Genomic DNA, 16,561 nt, shown 5'->3' with positions numbered 1-16,561 from the left:
TGACGGCGCATCAGGCCGGGATACATCAGGAAACACAGAACTATTTACCAGCGCGGGTCTGGGGAAGGCCCGCTGACAACCCTGTATTCACGTTTGAGCCGACAATAAGTTTCAAAGTTTTTTCAATTTTTCACGCACTCTCACCATGCGGTGAGACGGACGCTCTCGCTGTTGCCTTGTCACCGATTAACGGGTCAGGCTGCGACCAAAGAGGAGCGTAATCATGAAGATCGTTAAACACATCGCATTGGCCGCAGTGGCTGTCGGATCGCTGGCCATGGCCCCGCAAGCGCGGGCGGCTGATATCGTGGTGGCCGGGGGCTGCTTTTGGTGCGTCGAGGCGGATTTTGAACGGGTTTCAGGTGTGTCAGAGGCTGTTTCCGGCTTCACCGGCGGGTCTGTGGCAAATCCCAGCTACAAGCAGGTCACCGGCGGCGGAACCGGCCATTACGAGGCGGTCAAGATCGAATACGACGCCTCGCGGGTGTCCGCACGGTCACTGTATGACAGCTTCTTCCGCTCAATTGATCCCACCGATGATGGCGGGCAGTTCTGCGACCGGGGCGCCAGCTATCGCACCGCGATTTTCGTCGACAGCGCCGATGAACGCGCCGCCGCCGAAGCTGCAAAAGCCGCCGCTGAACAGGCGCTGGGGCAAAAGATCGTCACCCCGATCCTGAACGCCGGCGCCTTCTATGCCGCCGACGGATACCATCAGGATTATTACCAAAGCGATGAGCGTATCGTGACCCGTTTCGGCCTGTTGAAAAAGTCCGACGCCTACAAACGCTACCGCGATGCCTGTGGCCGCGACCAGCGGGTCAAGGCGCTGTGGGGCGATGCCGCCCCCTTTGCCAAATAGGCTCTATTCCGGCGGAAAGGCGTCGCGCACGTCTTTTAGATCGGGGATCACATCGGCGGTGCCTTGACGGGTGACCATCACGGCACCGGCCTTTTGTGCAAGCGTGATCGCCTGCGCCATCGGCATCCCCTGATCCAGACCCGCCAGCAGATAACCGGTAAAGGTGTCGCCCGCGCCTGTGGTGTCGACGGGCGTCACCTTATGCGCCGCAAAGTCTTGCTGTTGTTTCCCGTGAAACCAGCGACAGCCCTCGGCCCCCAGTGTCATGACAACATCGGCCACCCCCAGATCGGTCAGCCTCTGGCCGGTGGCCTGTTCAAGCTGCTGGGCCTCGACCTCGTTCAACACCAGCATGTAGATGTGGGGCAGGGCGGCCTGCACCGCAGCCACGTCAAAGGGCGCAGCGGCATAGACCGTGCGCATCCCCTTGCTCCGCGCCAAACGCAGCCCATCCGCCTGCGCATTGGTTTCGTTTTGCGTGACAAAGCTGTCCTGCGGTCCCGCCTCCGCCAGTGCAGCCATGACCGAGGCCAGAGCGATTTCACGGTTCGCGCCGGGAAACAGGACAATGGTGTTTTCGGCGCTGGCGTCCACATTGATGATGGCATGGCCGGTTGGCACGTCCAGCCGCTGGATGTGCTGGGTCAGAACGCCGCTTTCCAACAGATAATCCGTGGCCCAGCCGCCATCCGGTCCGACAGCGCCCACATGCACCACCCGAGACGCCGCCCGCGCCGCCGCGATGGACATATTGGCCCCCTTGCCACCCAAGCCCCGGCTATAGTCTGCGGCGGCCAGCGTTTCGCCGGGTAGGGGCAGGTGGCCCACCCGGTAGAAATGGTCCGCGTTGATGGAGCCGAGGTTGTAAATCGTCATCGTCAGATCGTCCGGTTTGGGTGCGCAACAGATGCGCACCCTATGCCGGGCTCACCCCACCTTACAAGCGGCCAGAACCGCCATGTTCAGGATATCATTCGCGGTGGAGTTGGTGGAACAGATCTGGATCGAATGATCCACACCCGCGAGGATCGGGCCAATCACCGTCGCGCCCGCCATTTCCTGCATCAGCTTGACCGAGATCGAGGCCGAGTGCCGCGCAGGCACCACCAGAATGTTCGCCGGACCGCTCAGGCGCTGGAAGGGATAGGCCTCCCGCGCCTTTTCGTTCAGGGCCACGTCGACGGTCATCTCGCCCTCGTATTCAAACGACACGCCGCGACGGTCCAGAACCTGCGGCGCGATATGCATCTTTTCGGCACGCTCGGACACCGGATAGCCGAAGGTCGAGAAGGAGACAAAGGCCACACGCGGCTCCAACCCCAGATGGCGGGCCACATCTGCACCGCGTTCCGCGATGGTGGCCAGATCCTCTTCGTTGGGCCATTCGTGCACCAATGTGTCAGAGATCAGCACCACCTTGCCCTTGTGCAAAATCGCGGTCACGCCTGCGGCCCCGTGTTTGGCGTCTGCGTCGAACACATGGTTCACCAGCTGCATGACATGCGCCGATTTCCGGGTCGCCCCCGTCACCAGCCCGTCGCCATGCCCATGCGCCAGCATCAGCGCGCCAAAGACATGGCGGTCGCGCGCCGCCAGCCGGTGCACATCCTGCCGGTCCATCCCACGCCGTTGCAGACGCTCGTAAAGGAAATCCTTGTACTGGCTCAGATGGCGGGTGTTAGCGGCGTTCACCACCTCGATTTCGCGCACCGCATCGGCCAGCCCTGCGTCTTCGAGCTTTTTGGCCACGTCCGCTTCCCGGCCCACGACCAAGGCCTTGCCAAAGCCGGACCGCTGGTAGGTCACAGCAGCACGCAACACACGCGGGTCATCGCCTTCGGCAAAGATCATCCGCGCCTGTGCTGCCCGCGCCCGGTTGTTGATCGACCGCAGGATCGGCGTGGTCGGGTCCATCCGACCTTTGAGCCGCTCTGTGTAGCCGTCCATGTCCACGATGGGGCGACGCGCGGCACCGGTGTCCATGCCCGCCTTGGCCACAGCCGGCGGAATGCGCCAGATCAGTCGCGGATCAAAGGGCGTGGGGATGATATAGTCCCGTCCGAAGGACAGGGTTTTGCCATAGGCGAGACCCACCTCATCCGGCACGTCCTCGCGCGCGAGTTCGGCCAGCGCTTCGGCGCAGGCGATCTTCATCTCATCGTTGATGGCGCGGGCGTGGATGTCCAGCGCGCCGCGGAACAGGTAAGGAAAGCCCAGAACGTTGTTCACCTGATTGGGGTAATCGCTCCGGCCGGTGGCCACGATGGCGTCGGGGCGGACCTCATGCGCCTCTTCCGGCGTAATCTCGGGGTCGGGGTTGGCCATAGCAAAGATAACAGGGTTTTCCGCCATATCCGTGACCATTTGCTGGGTCACAGCACCCTTTGCAGACACCCCAAGGAACACATCCGCACCGCGCATTGCATCCTCGAGCGTGCGCAAATCGGTGGCGACCGCATGGGCCGATTTCCACTGGTTCATGCCTTCGGTGCGGCCCTGATAAATCACGCCCTTGGTGTCACAAACGATGCAGTTTTCGTGACGCGCGCCCATGGATTTCAGCAGCTCGATACAGGCAATCCCCGCAGCCCCCGCGCCGTTGAGGACAATTTTCACATCCTCGATTTTCTTGCCCGAGATATGCAGCGCGTTGATCAGACCCGCAGCACAGATGACCGCCGTGCCGTGCTGGTCGTCATGGAAGACGGGAATGTCCATCTCTTCCTTCAGACGCTGCTCGATGATGAAACATTCGGGCGCCTTGATGTCTTCGAGGTTGATACCGCCAAAGGTCGGGCCCATCAGCTTGACCGCCTCGCAAAAGGCATCGGGATCTTCGGTGTCCAGCTCGATATCGATCGAGTTCACATCCGCGAAACGTTTGAACAGGACGGACTTGCCCTCCATCACCGGTTTCGACCCTAACGCACCTAGATTGCCCAGACCCAGCACAGCCGTGCCGTTGGAAATCACCGCGACGAGGTTGCCCTTGTTGGTGTAATCATAGGCCAGTTCGGGGTTGGCGGCGATGTCTTCGCAGGGCACGGCCACACCGGGCGAATAGGCCAGAGACAGATCGCGCTGCGTGGTCATGGGGACGGTGGCCTGCACCTCCCACTTGCCTGGGGTCGGTTCAAGATGAAAGGCGAGGGCTTCCTCGCGGGTGAATTTGACTTTGGACATGGGACTCCCGCCTGAAATCTGGTTTTACCCGGTGGTCTGCAGCCTTATTGTCACGCCGAACGGACGGGGAAAAGATACGTGAGCGCTAACAAGGGAAATAAAAGTACCGTCACGCCGATGATGGCGCAATATTTGGAAATCAAAGCGCAGTATCCTGACGCTTTGTTGTTCTACCGCATGGGTGATTTTTACGAATTGTTCTTTGACGACGCTGTGGCGGCGTCCGAGGCGCTGGATATTGCCCTGACCAAGCGCGGCAAACACGAAGGCGAGGACATCGCCATGTGCGGTGTGCCGGTGCACGCGGCCGAAGGGTATTTGCTGACGCTGATCCGCAAGGGATTCCGCGTGGCGGTGGGCGAACAGCTTGAAACGCCGGAACAGGCGAAGAAGCGTGGCTACAAGGCGGTGGTCAAACGCGATGTCGTGCGTCTGGTGACCCCCGGCACCCTGACCGAGGACACGCTGCTGGAGGCACGCCGCCACAACTATTTGTGCGCTTTGGGCAATGTTCGGGACGAATGGGCGCTGTCCTGGACCGATATCTCCACAGGGGCGTTTCACGTGATGCCGCTAAGTCAGGCCCGTATTGGCGCGGAACTGGCGCGGCTTGCCCCGTCCGAGGTGTTGGTGTCCGAGAAGACCGACGAGATCCTGCGCGAGGTGCTGGCTGATCTGGGCGTTGAGCCCACCGTGCTGGGGGCTGCGTCTTTTGAATCCGGTGCGGCGGAGACGCGGCTGTGTGCCACGTTCCATGTGAAAACGCTGGCGGGCTTCGGCAGCTTTGCCCGGGCGGAACTGTCTGCCATGGGGGCCTTGGTCGATTACCTCGACATCACGCAAAAGGGCCGCTTGCCGCTGTTGCTGCCCCCAAAGCAGGAGGCAGGCGCGCGGTTAATGCAGATCGATGCTGCCACCCGCCGCAATCTGGAGCTGACCTCTGCCATGTCTGGCGGGCGTGCGGGCAGTCTGTTGGCCACGATCGACCGGACCGTCACGGCAGGCGGCGCGCGTTTGTTGGAACGGCGGGTTTCCTCGCCCTCGCAAGATCTGGCGACGATCCATGAGCGGCTGGACGCTGTGCGTTGGGGGGTTGAGGGATCGGCCTCGGACGCCTTGCGCGAGGTGTTGCGCCGCGTGCCGGATGTGGAACGCGCGCTGTCGCGGCTGTCACTGGACAGGGCGGGGCCGCGGGATTTGGCGGCAGTGCGCAACGCCTTGGCGCAGGCGGTGGGTCTGTCTGAACGGTTGGATGGCATGGAGCTTCCACCGCTTTTGGGGCGGAGTAGAGCCTGTTTGACGGGTCACGAGACGCTTCTGGACCAGCTTGAGGCGGCCTTAGTCGCAGAGCCACCGCTGCGTCTGTCTGATGGGGGCTTTATCGCGCCCGGGTTTGACGATGGGCTGGATCAGGCACGAACGCTGCGCGACGAAGGGCGTGGTGTCATCGCCCGTATGCAGGGAGAATACGCCGAAGAGACCGGGATCGGGTCGCTCAAGATCAAGCATAACAATGTCTTGGGCTACTTTATTGAAGTCACCGCAACCCATGCGGACAAGATGCATGCCTTGAACGAACGGTTCATCCACCGGCAAACCACAGCCAATCAGGTGCGCTTTACCACGACCGAGCTGTCCGAGCTGGAAACGCGGATATTGAATGCGGGGAATGAGGCGTCGGAGATCGAAAAGCGGCTCTATGACGCCTTGAAAGCCGCCATTCTGGAGCATGCCGGTGTTCTGGGCGAGCTGGCCGTATCGCTTGCGGAATTCGATCTGGCGCTGGGATTGGCGGAACTGGCACGGCAGCGCGACTGGTGCCTGCCGCAGGTCGATGACAGCCGCGCCTTTGCCATTGATGGCGGGCGGCATCCGGTGGTCGAGGCCGCGCTGCAGAAGGCGGGTGAACCATTCATCGCAAACGACTGCGGGCTGAGCGCCGGGGGCGATGCGGCCTCGGTGACTTTGCTGACGGGTCCGAACATGGCGGGTAAATCCACCTACCTGCGTCAGAACGCGTTGATCGCACTGCTGGCGCAGATCGGGTCTTATGTGCCGGCCCGCAGCGCGCATATCGGGGTGGTCAGCCAGATCTTTAGCCGCGTGGGGGCGTCGGACGATCTGGCGCGGGGGCGGTCGACCTTTATGGTGGAAATGGTGGAAACCGCGGCCATCCTCAACCAAGCCGACAGCCGTGCCTTGGTGATCCTTGATGAAATCGGGCGGGGCACTGCGACCTATGACGGTCTGTCCATCGCCTGGGCCACGCTAGAGCATCTCCACGAGGTCAATCGCGTGCGCGGCCTGTTTGCGACGCACTATCATGAATTGACGGTGCTTGCGGGCAAATTGGCAGGGGTGAAAAACGCCACTGTGGCCGTGAAGGAATGGGAAGGTGACGTTATTTTCCTGCACGAAGTGCGGGAAGGCGCGGCTGATCGGTCGTATGGTGTGCAGGTGGCGCAACTGGCGGGACTGCCCAAGGCCGTGATCACGCGGGCGCGGGATGTGCTGGAGGCGTTGGAGAAGGGCGAGCGGGAGCGGACCTCCCCCAAAGCATTGATCGACGATTTGCCGCTGTTTTCGGCCGTGGCGCAGCGCGAGGTCCCTGTTTCACGGGAAACACCGTCAGAGGTCGAAGAAAAGCTTAAAGCGATCAACCCTGACGATATGTCCCCGCGCGAGGCGCTGCAGGCGTTGTACGAACTAAAGGGGCTTACGCCCTGACATTTTCGCCGTGGACCAACAAAAAAGCCGGGCAGAGCGCCCGGCTTTTCTATGCGATATGAACGGGTCTTAGCTGGCCGGGGTCGAGCTGACACCGACCTGTGCCGGACGCAGCAAGCGGTCGTTCAGCATGAAACCCTCGGCCGAGACCTGAATGATCTCGCCAGCGGTGGTGCCGGGCACGGGGGCCTCGAACATGGCCTCGTGGATCTTGGGATCGAACTTGTCGCCAATCTCTGGCGCGACACGGGTCACACCGTGACGGTCGAACACATTCAACAGCTCTTTGAGCGTGAGCTCCACACCTTCGACCAAAGCGGTGGAGGCGCCGGAATCCGTTTCCTTCGCCGCGATCAGGGCACGGTTGAGGTTATCATACACCGGCAACAGATCGCGGGCGATGCGTGTGCCGCCGTAGGCCTGTGCCTCTTGGCGGTCCTTAGCCGCGCGTTTGCGGGCATTGTCTGCCTCCGCCAGCGCGCGCATGTATTTGTCTTTAAAATCGTCGCGTTCCGCGCGCAGCGTGTCAACTTCGAGCGCCTCATCCGAAATCTCTTCGTCAGCGTAATCAGCTTCGGCGGTTTCCACGTCGTCCAGGAACTGTTCGTCTTTCGAGTCTGCCATTTGTCTACCTCTGGCTCCGGTCGGTGATCAGCTTGCCGACCAGTTGCGCTGTATAATCCACGATCGGCACGATGCGCCCATAATTCAGGCGGGTGGGCCCGATGACCCCCACAGCACCGATGATCTTTCGGTCTGCGTTCATATATGGAGACACCACCAGACTGGAACCCGAAAGTGAGAAAAGTTTGTTCTCTGAGCCAATAAAAATGCGGACGCCCTCGCCATCTTCGGTCAATTCGAGGAATTCGGCGATGTCCCGCTTGCGTTCAAGGTCATCAAACAGGCTGCGGATGCGGTCGAGCTCTTCCTCGGCGGCCTCATCCAGAAGATTCGCCCGCCCCCGCACGATCAGCCGTTCCGACTGATTGTCCTTGCCATCCCAGACCGCGATGCCCGCATCAATCAGGTCAGAGGCCAGGCTGTCGATCTCTGTCCGGCGGCGGACAATTTCCTGCTCCATCACGCGGCGCAGTTCCGACAGGGTGCGCCCCTCTGTCAGGGCATTGATGAAATTGGCCGCCTCGCGCATGGCAGAAGGGGTCAGCCCCGGCGGCGGGGTAAAGACGCGGTTTTCCACATGGCCATCCGCGAAGACAATGACCACCAGCGCACGGTCCTGCGCCAGAGAGACAAATTCAACATGCTTGAGCGGCGCTTCGTGTTTCGGGGTCAGCACCAAAGACGCCCCACGCGTCACACCCGACAGGGCGGAGCCGACCTCGTCCAGAAGGCCACCAACGTCAGAGGCATTGCGCCCCACGGTTGCGTCCAGCTTTTCACGGTCGGTGTGGTCCAGTTCGCGCACCTCCAACAGCCCGTCCACGAACATCCGCAAGCCCATTTGCGTGGGAATACGTCCGGCCGAGACATGCGGGCTGTCGAGCAGGCCCAGAAATTCGAGATCCTGCATCACGTTGCGGATCGTCGCGGCGGAGACCTTTTCCGTCAGCGATCGCGTCAATGTGCGCGAGCCGACCGGCTCTCCGGTATCAAGGTAGCCTTCGACCACGCGGCGGAAGACCTCGCGTGATCGGGCGTTCATTTGCGCCAATAGTTCGCTTGCGTCGATCATGCTATTCCCTTCACCGGTCATTAAAGCGCTCTGTCCTGCGACGTCAATCGGGGTTGCGCTTGGGGCAGGGGCGCGACTATCCCCGATGCAAACATCGACAAAGGAGCGGACCATGCGACCGTCAGGACGAGAACTAAACGAAATGCGTGCGGTTTCAATCGAGACCGGAGTTATCAAGCATGCGGAGGGCTCTTGCCTGATCAAGATGGGCGACACCCATGTGCTGTGCACCGCCTCGCTGGAGCCGCGTGTGCCGCCGTTTATCAAAGGATCCGGTCAGGGCTGGGTCACCGCAGAATACGGCATGCTGCCGCGCTCGACCACGTCGCGGATGCGGCGCGAGGCGGCCAGCGGCAAACAGGGGGGGCGCACTGTTGAGATCCAGCGTCTGATCGGGCGGGCCTTGCGTGCGGGCGTGGATCGCAACGCACTGGGCGAACGTCAGATCACCGTGGACTGCGACGTGATCCAGGCGGATGGTGGCACACGCTGCGCGTCGATCACCGGCGGTTGGGTTGCACTGCGTCTGGCGGTGAACAAGTTGATGAAAGCAGGTGATATCGTGACGGATCCGCTGGTGTCGCCTGTGGCCGCTGTGTCCTGCGGGATCTATGCAGGGCAGCCGGTGCTGGACCTCGACTACCCCGAGGATTCAGAGGCTGGTGTGGATGGCAACTTTATCCTGCGCGGCGACGGTGCGCTGATCGAAGTGCAGATGAGCGCCGAAGGGTCGGTTTTCCAGCGCGCGCAAATGGATGCGCTGATGGATCTTGCCGAAAAGGGCGTGTCGGAACTGGTGGCCGCACAACAGGCGGCGGTGGCGTGATGCGCGATCTGATTGGCGATACACTGTTGGTGGCGACCCACAACCAAGGCAAGCTGGACGAGATCGCAGCCCTGCTGAAACCCTATGGCGTGACCTGTGTGGGTGCGAAGGAAAAAGGCCTGCCCGAACCCGAAGAGACGGGCACGACCTTTGTCGAGAACGCCCGGATCAAGGCGCACGCCGCGGCCAAAGCCACGGGCTTGCCAGCGTTGTCCGATGACAGCGGGATTGAAATCGACGCGCTAGACAAGGCCCCCGGTGTTTATACGGCGGACTGGGCAGAAACGCCGAACGGTCGGGATTTTGTGATGGCGATGACCAAATCGCATGACGCTTTGATCGCCAAAGGGGCGGCGGCGCCTTGGACGGCACGGTTCTGTTGCACGCTTGTTCTGGCGCTGCCGGATGGGTCTGATCACGTCTTCCCGGGCGTAATGGAAGGGCAGGTGGTCTGGCCCATGCGCGGGGATCAGGGTCACGGCTATGATCCGATTTTCCAACCCGACGGCTATGACATCACCTTTGGTGAAATGGACCGTTGGGAGAAGAACAAGATTAGCCACCGCGCAGATGCGTTCCGAAAGTTCGTCGAGGGCTGTTTTGCCTGATCTGCAGTTGCACAACTGGCAGCAGGGGGGCTTTGGCCTTTATGTCCATTGGCCCTTCTGCGAGGCGAAGTGCCCGTATTGTGATTTCAACAGCCACGTTGTCAGCCATATCGACCAGCGCCGCTGGGCTGAGGCTTTGGCCCACGATATTCGGCGCTACGCTGCGGAAACGCCTGATCGGGTGCTGTCTGCCATCTTCTTCGGTGGCGGCACGCCGTCGCTAATGGCGCCAGAGACCGTGGCCCATGTTTTGAACGCTGCGCGGGACTGCTGGACCTTTGCCAACGATATCGAGATTTCGCTTGAGGCCAATCCAAGGTCGGTCGAGGCAGGCCGGTTTGAACGTTATGCCATGGCCGGCGTCAATCGGGTGTCCTTGGGTGTTCAATCGTTACGCAGCGAAGACCTGAGACGGTTGGGCCGCCTGCACGATGTCGAAGAGGCCAAAGCTGCCTTCAAGATTGCACGGGATGTGTTTCAAAGGGTGAGCTTTGATCTGATTTACGCCCGACAAGGGCAAAGTCTGCAGGCCTGGGAGGACGAGCTGGGGGAGGCGCTGGATATGGCGATTGATCACCTGTCACTGTATCAGCTCACAGTCGAGCCCGGGACGGCGTTTTGGGACCGAGCCCAAAGGGGCGGTTTGCGTGGACTTCCTGACGAAGATCTTGGCGCCGATATGTATGAACTGACCCAGAAGGTTTGCTCTGCGGCGGGTTACGCGGGCTATGAAGTGTCGAACTATGCACGCCCCGGATCTGAGTCGCGGCACAATCTGATCTATTGGCGTTACGGAGATTGGGTCGGGGTCGGTCCGGGGGCGCATGGAAGATATTCCCTGGACAATGGGGAACGTATCGAAACCGTTGGACATAAGATGCCGGGCGCTTGGATGGCGGCGTCAGAAGCGGGGCTGGGCGAGGTGTCTCGGGAGGGTGTTTCCCGAGAAGATCAGGCTTCGGAATACCTGATTATGGGACTTCGGCTGACCGAGGGTATAGATCTGGAGAGGCTCCACCAGATGTCGGGGGTGCATGCTTCCGAGGCACCGTTAACCGATCTGATTGATATGGGGCTCATGTGGAAAGATGCCTCCCGCGTCGGTGCGACAGCGGAAGGCCGAATGGTTCTTAACAGTGTGATTGAGAAGCTCGCGCCTTAACGATAGGTGCTGAGCAACGCGCATAGCGCGTCGAGATGTTCCAGCGTGTCATAAGAGATTGTGACACGCCCTTTTTCCTGACCCGGCTTGTGGTCAATGATGACCTTCATCCCCAAAGCCGCTGACAAATCCCCCTCCAGCGCTTTGGTATCGGCGTCCTTGTCCATTTTGAACGCACCGCTGGCGGAGGGCTTCATCGGGGGTTTGTCCAGACTGGGTCCGGCTTTTACCAGTTTTTCGGTCTCGCGCACGGACAGGCCTTTTTCGGCCACCGTCTTTGCCATCTCCTCAGGGTTCGTCGCGGTGATAAGGGCGCGGGCATGGCCGGCGCTGAGCGTTCCCTCGGTAACCATTTCCTGAACAGTTTCGGGCAGGTTCAAAAGCCGCATCAGATTGGCGATATGGGATCGCGATTTCCCAAGAGCTTCTGCCAGCTTTTCCTGCGTATGGCCGAACTTGAACATCAGTTGGCGGTAGCCTGCGGCTTCTTCGATCGGGCTGAGATCGGCACGTTGAATGTTTTCAATGATGGCGACTTCGAGGACTTCGGTGTCGTCAAACTCGCGGATCAGGACCGGAACTTCGTGCAGCTTGGCCATTTGAGCGGCTCGCCAGCGCCGTTCGCCGGCCACGATCTCGTACATGCCATCGGTTTTGGGGTCAGGACGCACGATAAGAGGCTGAATGACACCCTTGGCGCGGATCGAATTCGCCAGGTCGTCAAGGTGCTCGGAGGCAAACACACGCCGCGGCTGGTCGGGATTTGGCCGGATCGATTCGATCGGGAGTTGGCGGTCAGGGCGGCGCGGCGCGTCCGATGTCGATGCTTCCGGCTGCGGTGCAACATCGGCCATCAATGCCGACAGGCCACGGCCCAATCCACGGCGTTGTTCTTTTTTGTCTGCCATCATTGCCTCCTACGCGTTATGCGACGCGGTTGTATTTTTGTGTGAGTTCTGTGGCCAAAGCCCGATAGGCAGCGGCGCCCTTTGAGCCAGTGTCATAAGCGAGGACAGGCAGCGCGTATGACGGGGCTTCGCTGACCCGCACGTTTCGCGGGATCACGGTCTCGAACACCAGCTCTCCGAGATTGGCGCGTGCATCTGCCTCGACCATTTGGGAGAGGTTATTGCGTGCGTCATACATTGTCAGCACAATGCCCTCGATCCTGAGCGAGGTGTTTGCCGACTGGCGAACCTCTCTCACCGTCAACATCAGTTGGGACAGTCCCTCCAATGCGAAAAATTCGCTTTGTAGCGGGACAAGGACCGAGTGGGAGGCAACCATCGCATTCACCGTCAGCAGGTTAAGGGATGGCGGGCAATCGATCAGGACAACGTCAAACTGGTGGTTATCCATAGCCGGCTGACGGAGCGCATCATGAAGCAAATAGCTGCGTTTTTCGTTGGCGATCAATTCAATGTCAGCCGAGCTAAGATCCACAGTGGCCGGGATCAAGGACAAGCCTACAGTGGATGTCGGTAAGATAACGTCGTTCAGCTCTGCTTCGTCCAGGAGCAGATCATAGGTTGTGAGTGCGCGGTCCTCAGTCTCAATGCCTAAACCGGTGGAGGCGTTGCCCTGCGGGTCGAGATCCACGATCAGAACTTTGTTCCCAAGCTCGCACAGGGCCGCACCAAGGTTGATGGTAGTTGTCGTTTTACCTACGCCGCCTTTTTGGTTTGCTACCGCGATGATTTTCGGCTGGGCGGGACGCAGGGGGTTAGACATGTTTTATTTCTCGCAAATGGAGGATAACGGCCTCGGGGTTGGTTTCACTTTTAAACTTCGCCAGTTCAAATTTCCATTCAACTTCTGCTTCTTCGACCTCTTTTCCCCAGCTTTTTCCTTTCAGAAAGAAGGCGTCGCCTTTTGGGCCGAGATGTCGCGCAGTAAATGTGCAGAGGTCCTTTAGGGATGCCAGGGCTCGCGCCGTGACGACATCAAGATTGAGCGGATCCAGATTTTCAATCCGATCCACGGTAACGTCGACGGATATGCCGGTTTCCCGGGCTACGGACCGAAGGAAAGCCGCTTTACGTTGATCGGATTCCACCAATGTAATTTTAAGATCTGGACGCAGTTCAGCAGAAAAAATTCCGAGTACCATACCCGGAAATCCGCCACCTGACCCAAAGTCCCCCAGTCGCTTTGCATCTCTAGGAATATGGGTCATCAACTGGGCAGAATCGCGGATGTGGCGGTCGAAGAGATCAGGCAGAGTGGATCGCGCAATCAGATTGATCTTGGGGTTCCACTTCTTAACAAGCGTCTCGTAAATCGCAATCCGCTCGATTGTTTCACGTGAAACATCCACACCCAGATCGGAAAACATCATGCGCTTTTCCGATCGGATTTTTTGAGCTTTGCTAGGATCAACATCAAAGCGGCTGGGGTCATACCTTCGATCCGCGAAGCTTGCGCGATACTAGATGGGCGGGCACGTTCTAACTTCGTGCGCAGTTCATTGGAAAGGCTGCCGAGCGAGCTGTAGTCGAAATCCGTAGGAATTTTGACAGCTTCGTCCCGACGCAAAACTTCAACGTCTTGGGCTTGCCGGTCTATGTAGTTTGCATACATAGCTTCTCGCTCGATCTGTAACGCAATTTTTGGATCGATATCTGCGAATTCTTCACCTGCTCCGGCGAAGGTGCCAACCGTCACATCCTTAAAAGACAGCAATTGGTACGCGCTTCTTCGTGTACCATCCTGATTGACCGATATACCGATTGCCCGTGCTTCTGATGGGGTAAACATCTTATTCCGGAACCGAGCCTTCGTAGACGTTAATGCTTCCATTTTTCTGTGAAACTGATCCAGGCGGTTTTGCGATATGCAACCAACGGCTTCGCCCATCGGCGTTAAACGTTGATCGGCATTGTCCGCACGAAGGGAAAGCCGAAACTCGGCCCGGCTTGTGAACATGCGATAAGGTTCCGTGACCGATCTTGTGGTCAGGTCGTCGATCATCACACCGATATAGCTATCTGTTCGAGAGAAGGTGATATTTTCTGTTCCCTTGGCCCGCGCGGCAGCGTTCAAGCCCGCGACAACGCCTTGGGCCGCGGCCTCTTCATATCCAGTTGTCCCATTGATTTGACCCGCCAAAAACAATCCAGGAACGGTTTTCAGCTCTAGGGTCTGTTGCAAACTGCGGGGATCCACAAAATCGTATTCAATTGCGTAACCAGGTTGAAGGATCGTCACCTCCTCCAAACCTCGAATGCTGCGCACATACTGCTCCTGGACGTCTACCGGTAGTGAAGTCGAAATCCCATTGGGATAGACAGTGGACGTATCTAGCCCCTCGGGTTCCAGGAAGATCTGATGAGAGGTTTTATCGCCGAAACGAACGATCTTATCTTCGATCGATGGACAATAGCGCGGTCCAACGCCATCGATATGACCGCCGTACATTGCCGACCTGTCCAAGTTATCTCGAATGATGTCGTGGGTCGCCTCATTTGTATGAGTTATACCACATGAAATTTGCCGCGCCTCGACACGATCCGACAAAAACGAAAACAGGGTTGGTTCGTCATCACCGGGCTGTTCCTCAAGGATGTCCCATTTGATCGTGTTCCCATCCAAACGGGGAGGGGTGCCAGTTTTCAAACGACCCAAGTTCAACCCAAAGTCATCAATACGCTCTGCCAGACGGGTCGATGCGTCATCCCCCATCCGTCCGCCGGCATATGATACATCTCCGATGTGTATCAGACCGCGCAGGAATGTTCCGCTCGTCAGCACAACGGACTTACTGCGAATCTCCGACCCATCTGCAAGAACACATCCGGAGACCGCACCATTCTCCACCAAAAGGTCAACGACTTCGCCCTCGATGATGTTCAGGTGCTTCTGATTTACCAATGCATTTTGTACAGCATGGGCGTAACGTGAGCGGTCAGCTTGGGCCCGTGGACCTTGTACTGCTGGACCTTTTCGGCGGTTCAACAGCCTGAATTGTATTCCAGCGTAATCGGCCGCGCGCCCCATAATACCATCGAGCGCATCAATCTCCCGAACCAGATGCCCTTTTCCAAGCCCACCAATGGCCGGATTGCAGGACATCACACCCAAATCGCTGCGTTTCAAGGTGATCAAGGCTGTGGTCACGCCCATACGGGAAGCGGCGGCAGCAGCATCGGCACCGGCATGGCCCGCGCCTACGACGATGACATCGTAGTTCGATTGTTTCACGTGAAACACTCCTTACTTCCCAATGCAGAAGGACGAAAAGATTTCGTCCAGCAGATGCTCTACATTAATCTTGCCCACAAGAGCTTCCAGATGACGCGCGGAAACGCGGATATCCTCGGCAACAAGATCCAGCTGCTCCGAACCGCTGTTTAGTTGATCTAGTGCAGTCTGCAACGAATTTAAACTGCGGGAGATACTACTACGGTGCCGCTCGTGTGAGGCTAACCCAGCACCGCTCACACGATCTGACAGAACCTCAGAAATATGCTCAAGCAGCCGATCAACACCATAACCCGTTTTGCCCGAAACTCCGTCCGGTACAGCGATATCCTGTTTGGGTTTCAGGACAAGGTCAGACGGCAGCACCGGCATCAACAAATCGCGTTCATCATTCGCCAGGTGAATACGAATGTCAGCGTCCCCCGCACGTTCGCGGGCGCGCTGCACGCCTATGCGTTCGACCGGATCATCCGTATCTCGCAACCCTGCGGTATCAAGGAAGGTTACGGCAAAGCCTTTTACCTCTAAGCGAACTTCGATCACATCACGCGTGGTTCCCGCGACATCCGATGTGATCGCCGCATCACGTCCTGCGAGATAGTTAAGAAGCGTGGACTTGCCAGCATTGGGCGGTCCAACGATGGCCACTTCGAACCCGGTGCGAATCTGCTCTGCCGCTTGGCTCCCTGAAAGCTCTTGAGACAGCTCTTTCTGAACGTCCAATAAAAGTCCCAAGACGTCATCCGTCACATCAACCGGAACTTCTTCGTCAACGAAGTCAATTGTCGCCTCGATCAAAGATGCAGCTGTAATTAGAGACTGTCGCCAACTTTGCACCCTGTCAGTAAGCCGGCCACTTAGAACCGAACCCGCCAGTTTGCGTTGACTTTCGGTTTCCGCATCAATGAGATCAGCCAATCCCTCGACTTGCGTAAGATCGAGGCACTCGTTCTCGAGAGCACGCCGCGTAAACTCACCGGGATCTGCCAGTCGATGGTTCGGCAATCGCGCAAGCTCACGCATCACCGCTTTCACAACAGCTATACTGCCATGAAGGTGAAGCTCAAGGACGCATTCACCAGTAAAACTGGCGCCATGTTCAAAAGCAATGAGCATCGCCTGATCCAAGAAATCACCCTCAGGTGATTTCAAGATCCGGAGACTTGTCATACGAGGCAGAGGTTTATGGCCGGCCAAATACTCGGCCGCACGCCACGCATCAGGGCCGGACACCCGTACGACTGCGACCCCCGCCTTACCAGGCGCCGAGGCCAAGGCGAAGATCGTATCCATCGCG

The 16,561-nt window shown here is 58.8% G+C and carries 14 protein-coding genes; 5 read left to right on the top strand and 9 right to left on the bottom strand.

Annotated elements, in window-relative coordinates:
- Positions 1–223: 223 nt before the first annotated feature.
- The gene (gene msrA / locus ACN5AZ_RS08775) at positions 224–862 is read left to right on the top strand and encodes a peptide-methionine (S)-S-oxide reductase MsrA (protein ID WP_419428496.1); all 639 of its coding nucleotides are present in this window, start codon (positions 224–226) and stop codon (positions 860–862) included.
- Positions 863–865: 3 nt separating this feature from the next.
- Here the strand turns inward: msrA and ACN5AZ_RS08770 are convergent, their stop codons facing one another.
- Positions 866–1,738, bottom strand: a complete 873-nt coding sequence (locus ACN5AZ_RS08770) for a ribokinase (RefSeq protein WP_419428495.1) — start codon at positions 1,736–1,738, stop codon at positions 866–868.
- Positions 1,739–1,789: 51 nt separating this feature from the next.
- Complete coding sequence (locus tag ACN5AZ_RS08765) at positions 1,790–4,045, bottom strand: NADP-dependent malic enzyme (protein ID WP_419428494.1); 2,256 nt, start codon at positions 4,043–4,045, stop codon at positions 1,790–1,792.
- A 117-nt stretch (positions 4,046–4,162) separates the two neighbouring features.
- Here ACN5AZ_RS08765 and mutS point away from each other — a divergent pair, with 117 nt between their 5' ends.
- Positions 4,163–6,772, top strand: coding sequence for a DNA mismatch repair protein MutS (mutS, locus tag ACN5AZ_RS08760; protein ID WP_419428862.1), 2,610 nt, complete (start codon positions 4,163–4,165; stop codon positions 6,770–6,772).
- 69 nt (positions 6,773–6,841) lie between these two features.
- Here the strand turns inward: mutS and ACN5AZ_RS08755 are convergent, their stop codons facing one another.
- The gene (locus ACN5AZ_RS08755) at positions 6,842–7,396 is read right to left on the bottom strand and encodes a nucleotide exchange factor GrpE (RefSeq protein WP_419428493.1); all 555 of its coding nucleotides are present in this window, start codon (positions 7,394–7,396) and stop codon (positions 6,842–6,844) included.
- Between the two features lie 4 nt (positions 7,397–7,400).
- The gene (hrcA, locus tag ACN5AZ_RS08750; protein WP_419428492.1) at positions 7,401–8,468 is read right to left on the bottom strand and encodes a heat-inducible transcriptional repressor HrcA; all 1,068 of its coding nucleotides are present in this window, start codon (positions 8,466–8,468) and stop codon (positions 7,401–7,403) included.
- Between the two features lie 112 nt (positions 8,469–8,580).
- On the opposite strand from hrcA, the gene rph reads away from it, so the two are divergent.
- The 3 genes from rph to hemW are packed head-to-tail and all read left to right on the top strand — an operon-like array spanning position 8,581 to position 11,064.
- Positions 8,581–9,294 (top strand): ribonuclease PH, encoded by a 714-nt coding sequence (gene rph, locus ACN5AZ_RS08745; protein ID WP_419428491.1) that lies wholly within the window; start codon positions 8,581–8,583, stop codon positions 9,292–9,294.
- Positions 9,294–9,902 carry an RdgB/HAM1 family non-canonical purine NTP pyrophosphatase gene (rdgB, locus tag ACN5AZ_RS08740; RefSeq protein WP_419428490.1) on the top strand — a complete coding sequence of 203 codons (609 nt, stop codon included), beginning with the start codon at positions 9,294–9,296 and terminating at the stop codon, positions 9,900–9,902. The genes rph and rdgB overlap by 1 nt, the downstream gene beginning before the upstream one ends.
- 7 nt (positions 9,903–9,909) lie before the next feature.
- Positions 9,910–11,064, top strand: a complete 1,155-nt coding sequence (gene hemW / locus ACN5AZ_RS08735; protein WP_419428861.1) for a radical SAM family heme chaperone HemW — start codon at positions 9,910–9,912, stop codon at positions 11,062–11,064.
- Here hemW and ACN5AZ_RS08730 read toward each other — a convergent pair.
- The 5 genes from ACN5AZ_RS08730 to mnmE are packed head-to-tail and all read right to left on the bottom strand — an operon-like array spanning position 11,061 to position 16,557.
- A complete protein-coding gene (locus ACN5AZ_RS08730; RefSeq protein WP_419428489.1) occupies positions 11,061–11,972 on the bottom strand; it encodes a ParB/RepB/Spo0J family partition protein in 912 nt (303 codons plus the stop codon). The genes hemW and ACN5AZ_RS08730 overlap by 4 nt on opposite strands.
- A gap of 16 nt (positions 11,973–11,988) precedes the next feature.
- Complete coding sequence (locus ACN5AZ_RS08725; protein WP_419428488.1) at positions 11,989–12,795, bottom strand: ParA family protein; 807 nt, start codon at positions 12,793–12,795, stop codon at positions 11,989–11,991.
- Positions 12,788–13,402 (bottom strand): 16S rRNA (guanine(527)-N(7))-methyltransferase RsmG, encoded by a 615-nt coding sequence (gene rsmG / locus ACN5AZ_RS08720; protein WP_419428487.1) that lies wholly within the window; start codon positions 13,400–13,402, stop codon positions 12,788–12,790. The genes ACN5AZ_RS08725 and rsmG overlap by 8 nt, the downstream gene beginning before the upstream one ends.
- Positions 13,399–15,273, bottom strand: a complete 1,875-nt coding sequence (gene mnmG / locus ACN5AZ_RS08715; protein WP_419428486.1) for a tRNA uridine-5-carboxymethylaminomethyl(34) synthesis enzyme MnmG — start codon at positions 15,271–15,273, stop codon at positions 13,399–13,401. Before mnmG ends, rsmG begins: the two co-directional genes overlap by 4 nt.
- A gap of 3 nt (positions 15,274–15,276) precedes the next feature.
- Positions 15,277–16,557 carry a tRNA uridine-5-carboxymethylaminomethyl(34) synthesis GTPase MnmE gene (mnmE, locus tag ACN5AZ_RS08710; protein ID WP_419428485.1) on the bottom strand — a complete coding sequence of 427 codons (1,281 nt, stop codon included), beginning with the start codon at positions 16,555–16,557 and terminating at the stop codon, positions 15,277–15,279.
- Between the last annotated feature and the right edge of the window lie 4 nt (positions 16,558–16,561).

The organism is Sagittula sp. SSi028, from assembly GCF_048553715.1.
Classification (GTDB): domain Bacteria; phylum Pseudomonadota; class Alphaproteobacteria; order Rhodobacterales; family Rhodobacteraceae; genus Sagittula.
Note: the sequence above shows the minus strand (reverse complement) of the source record. Positions and strands in the feature narration are given on the sequence as shown.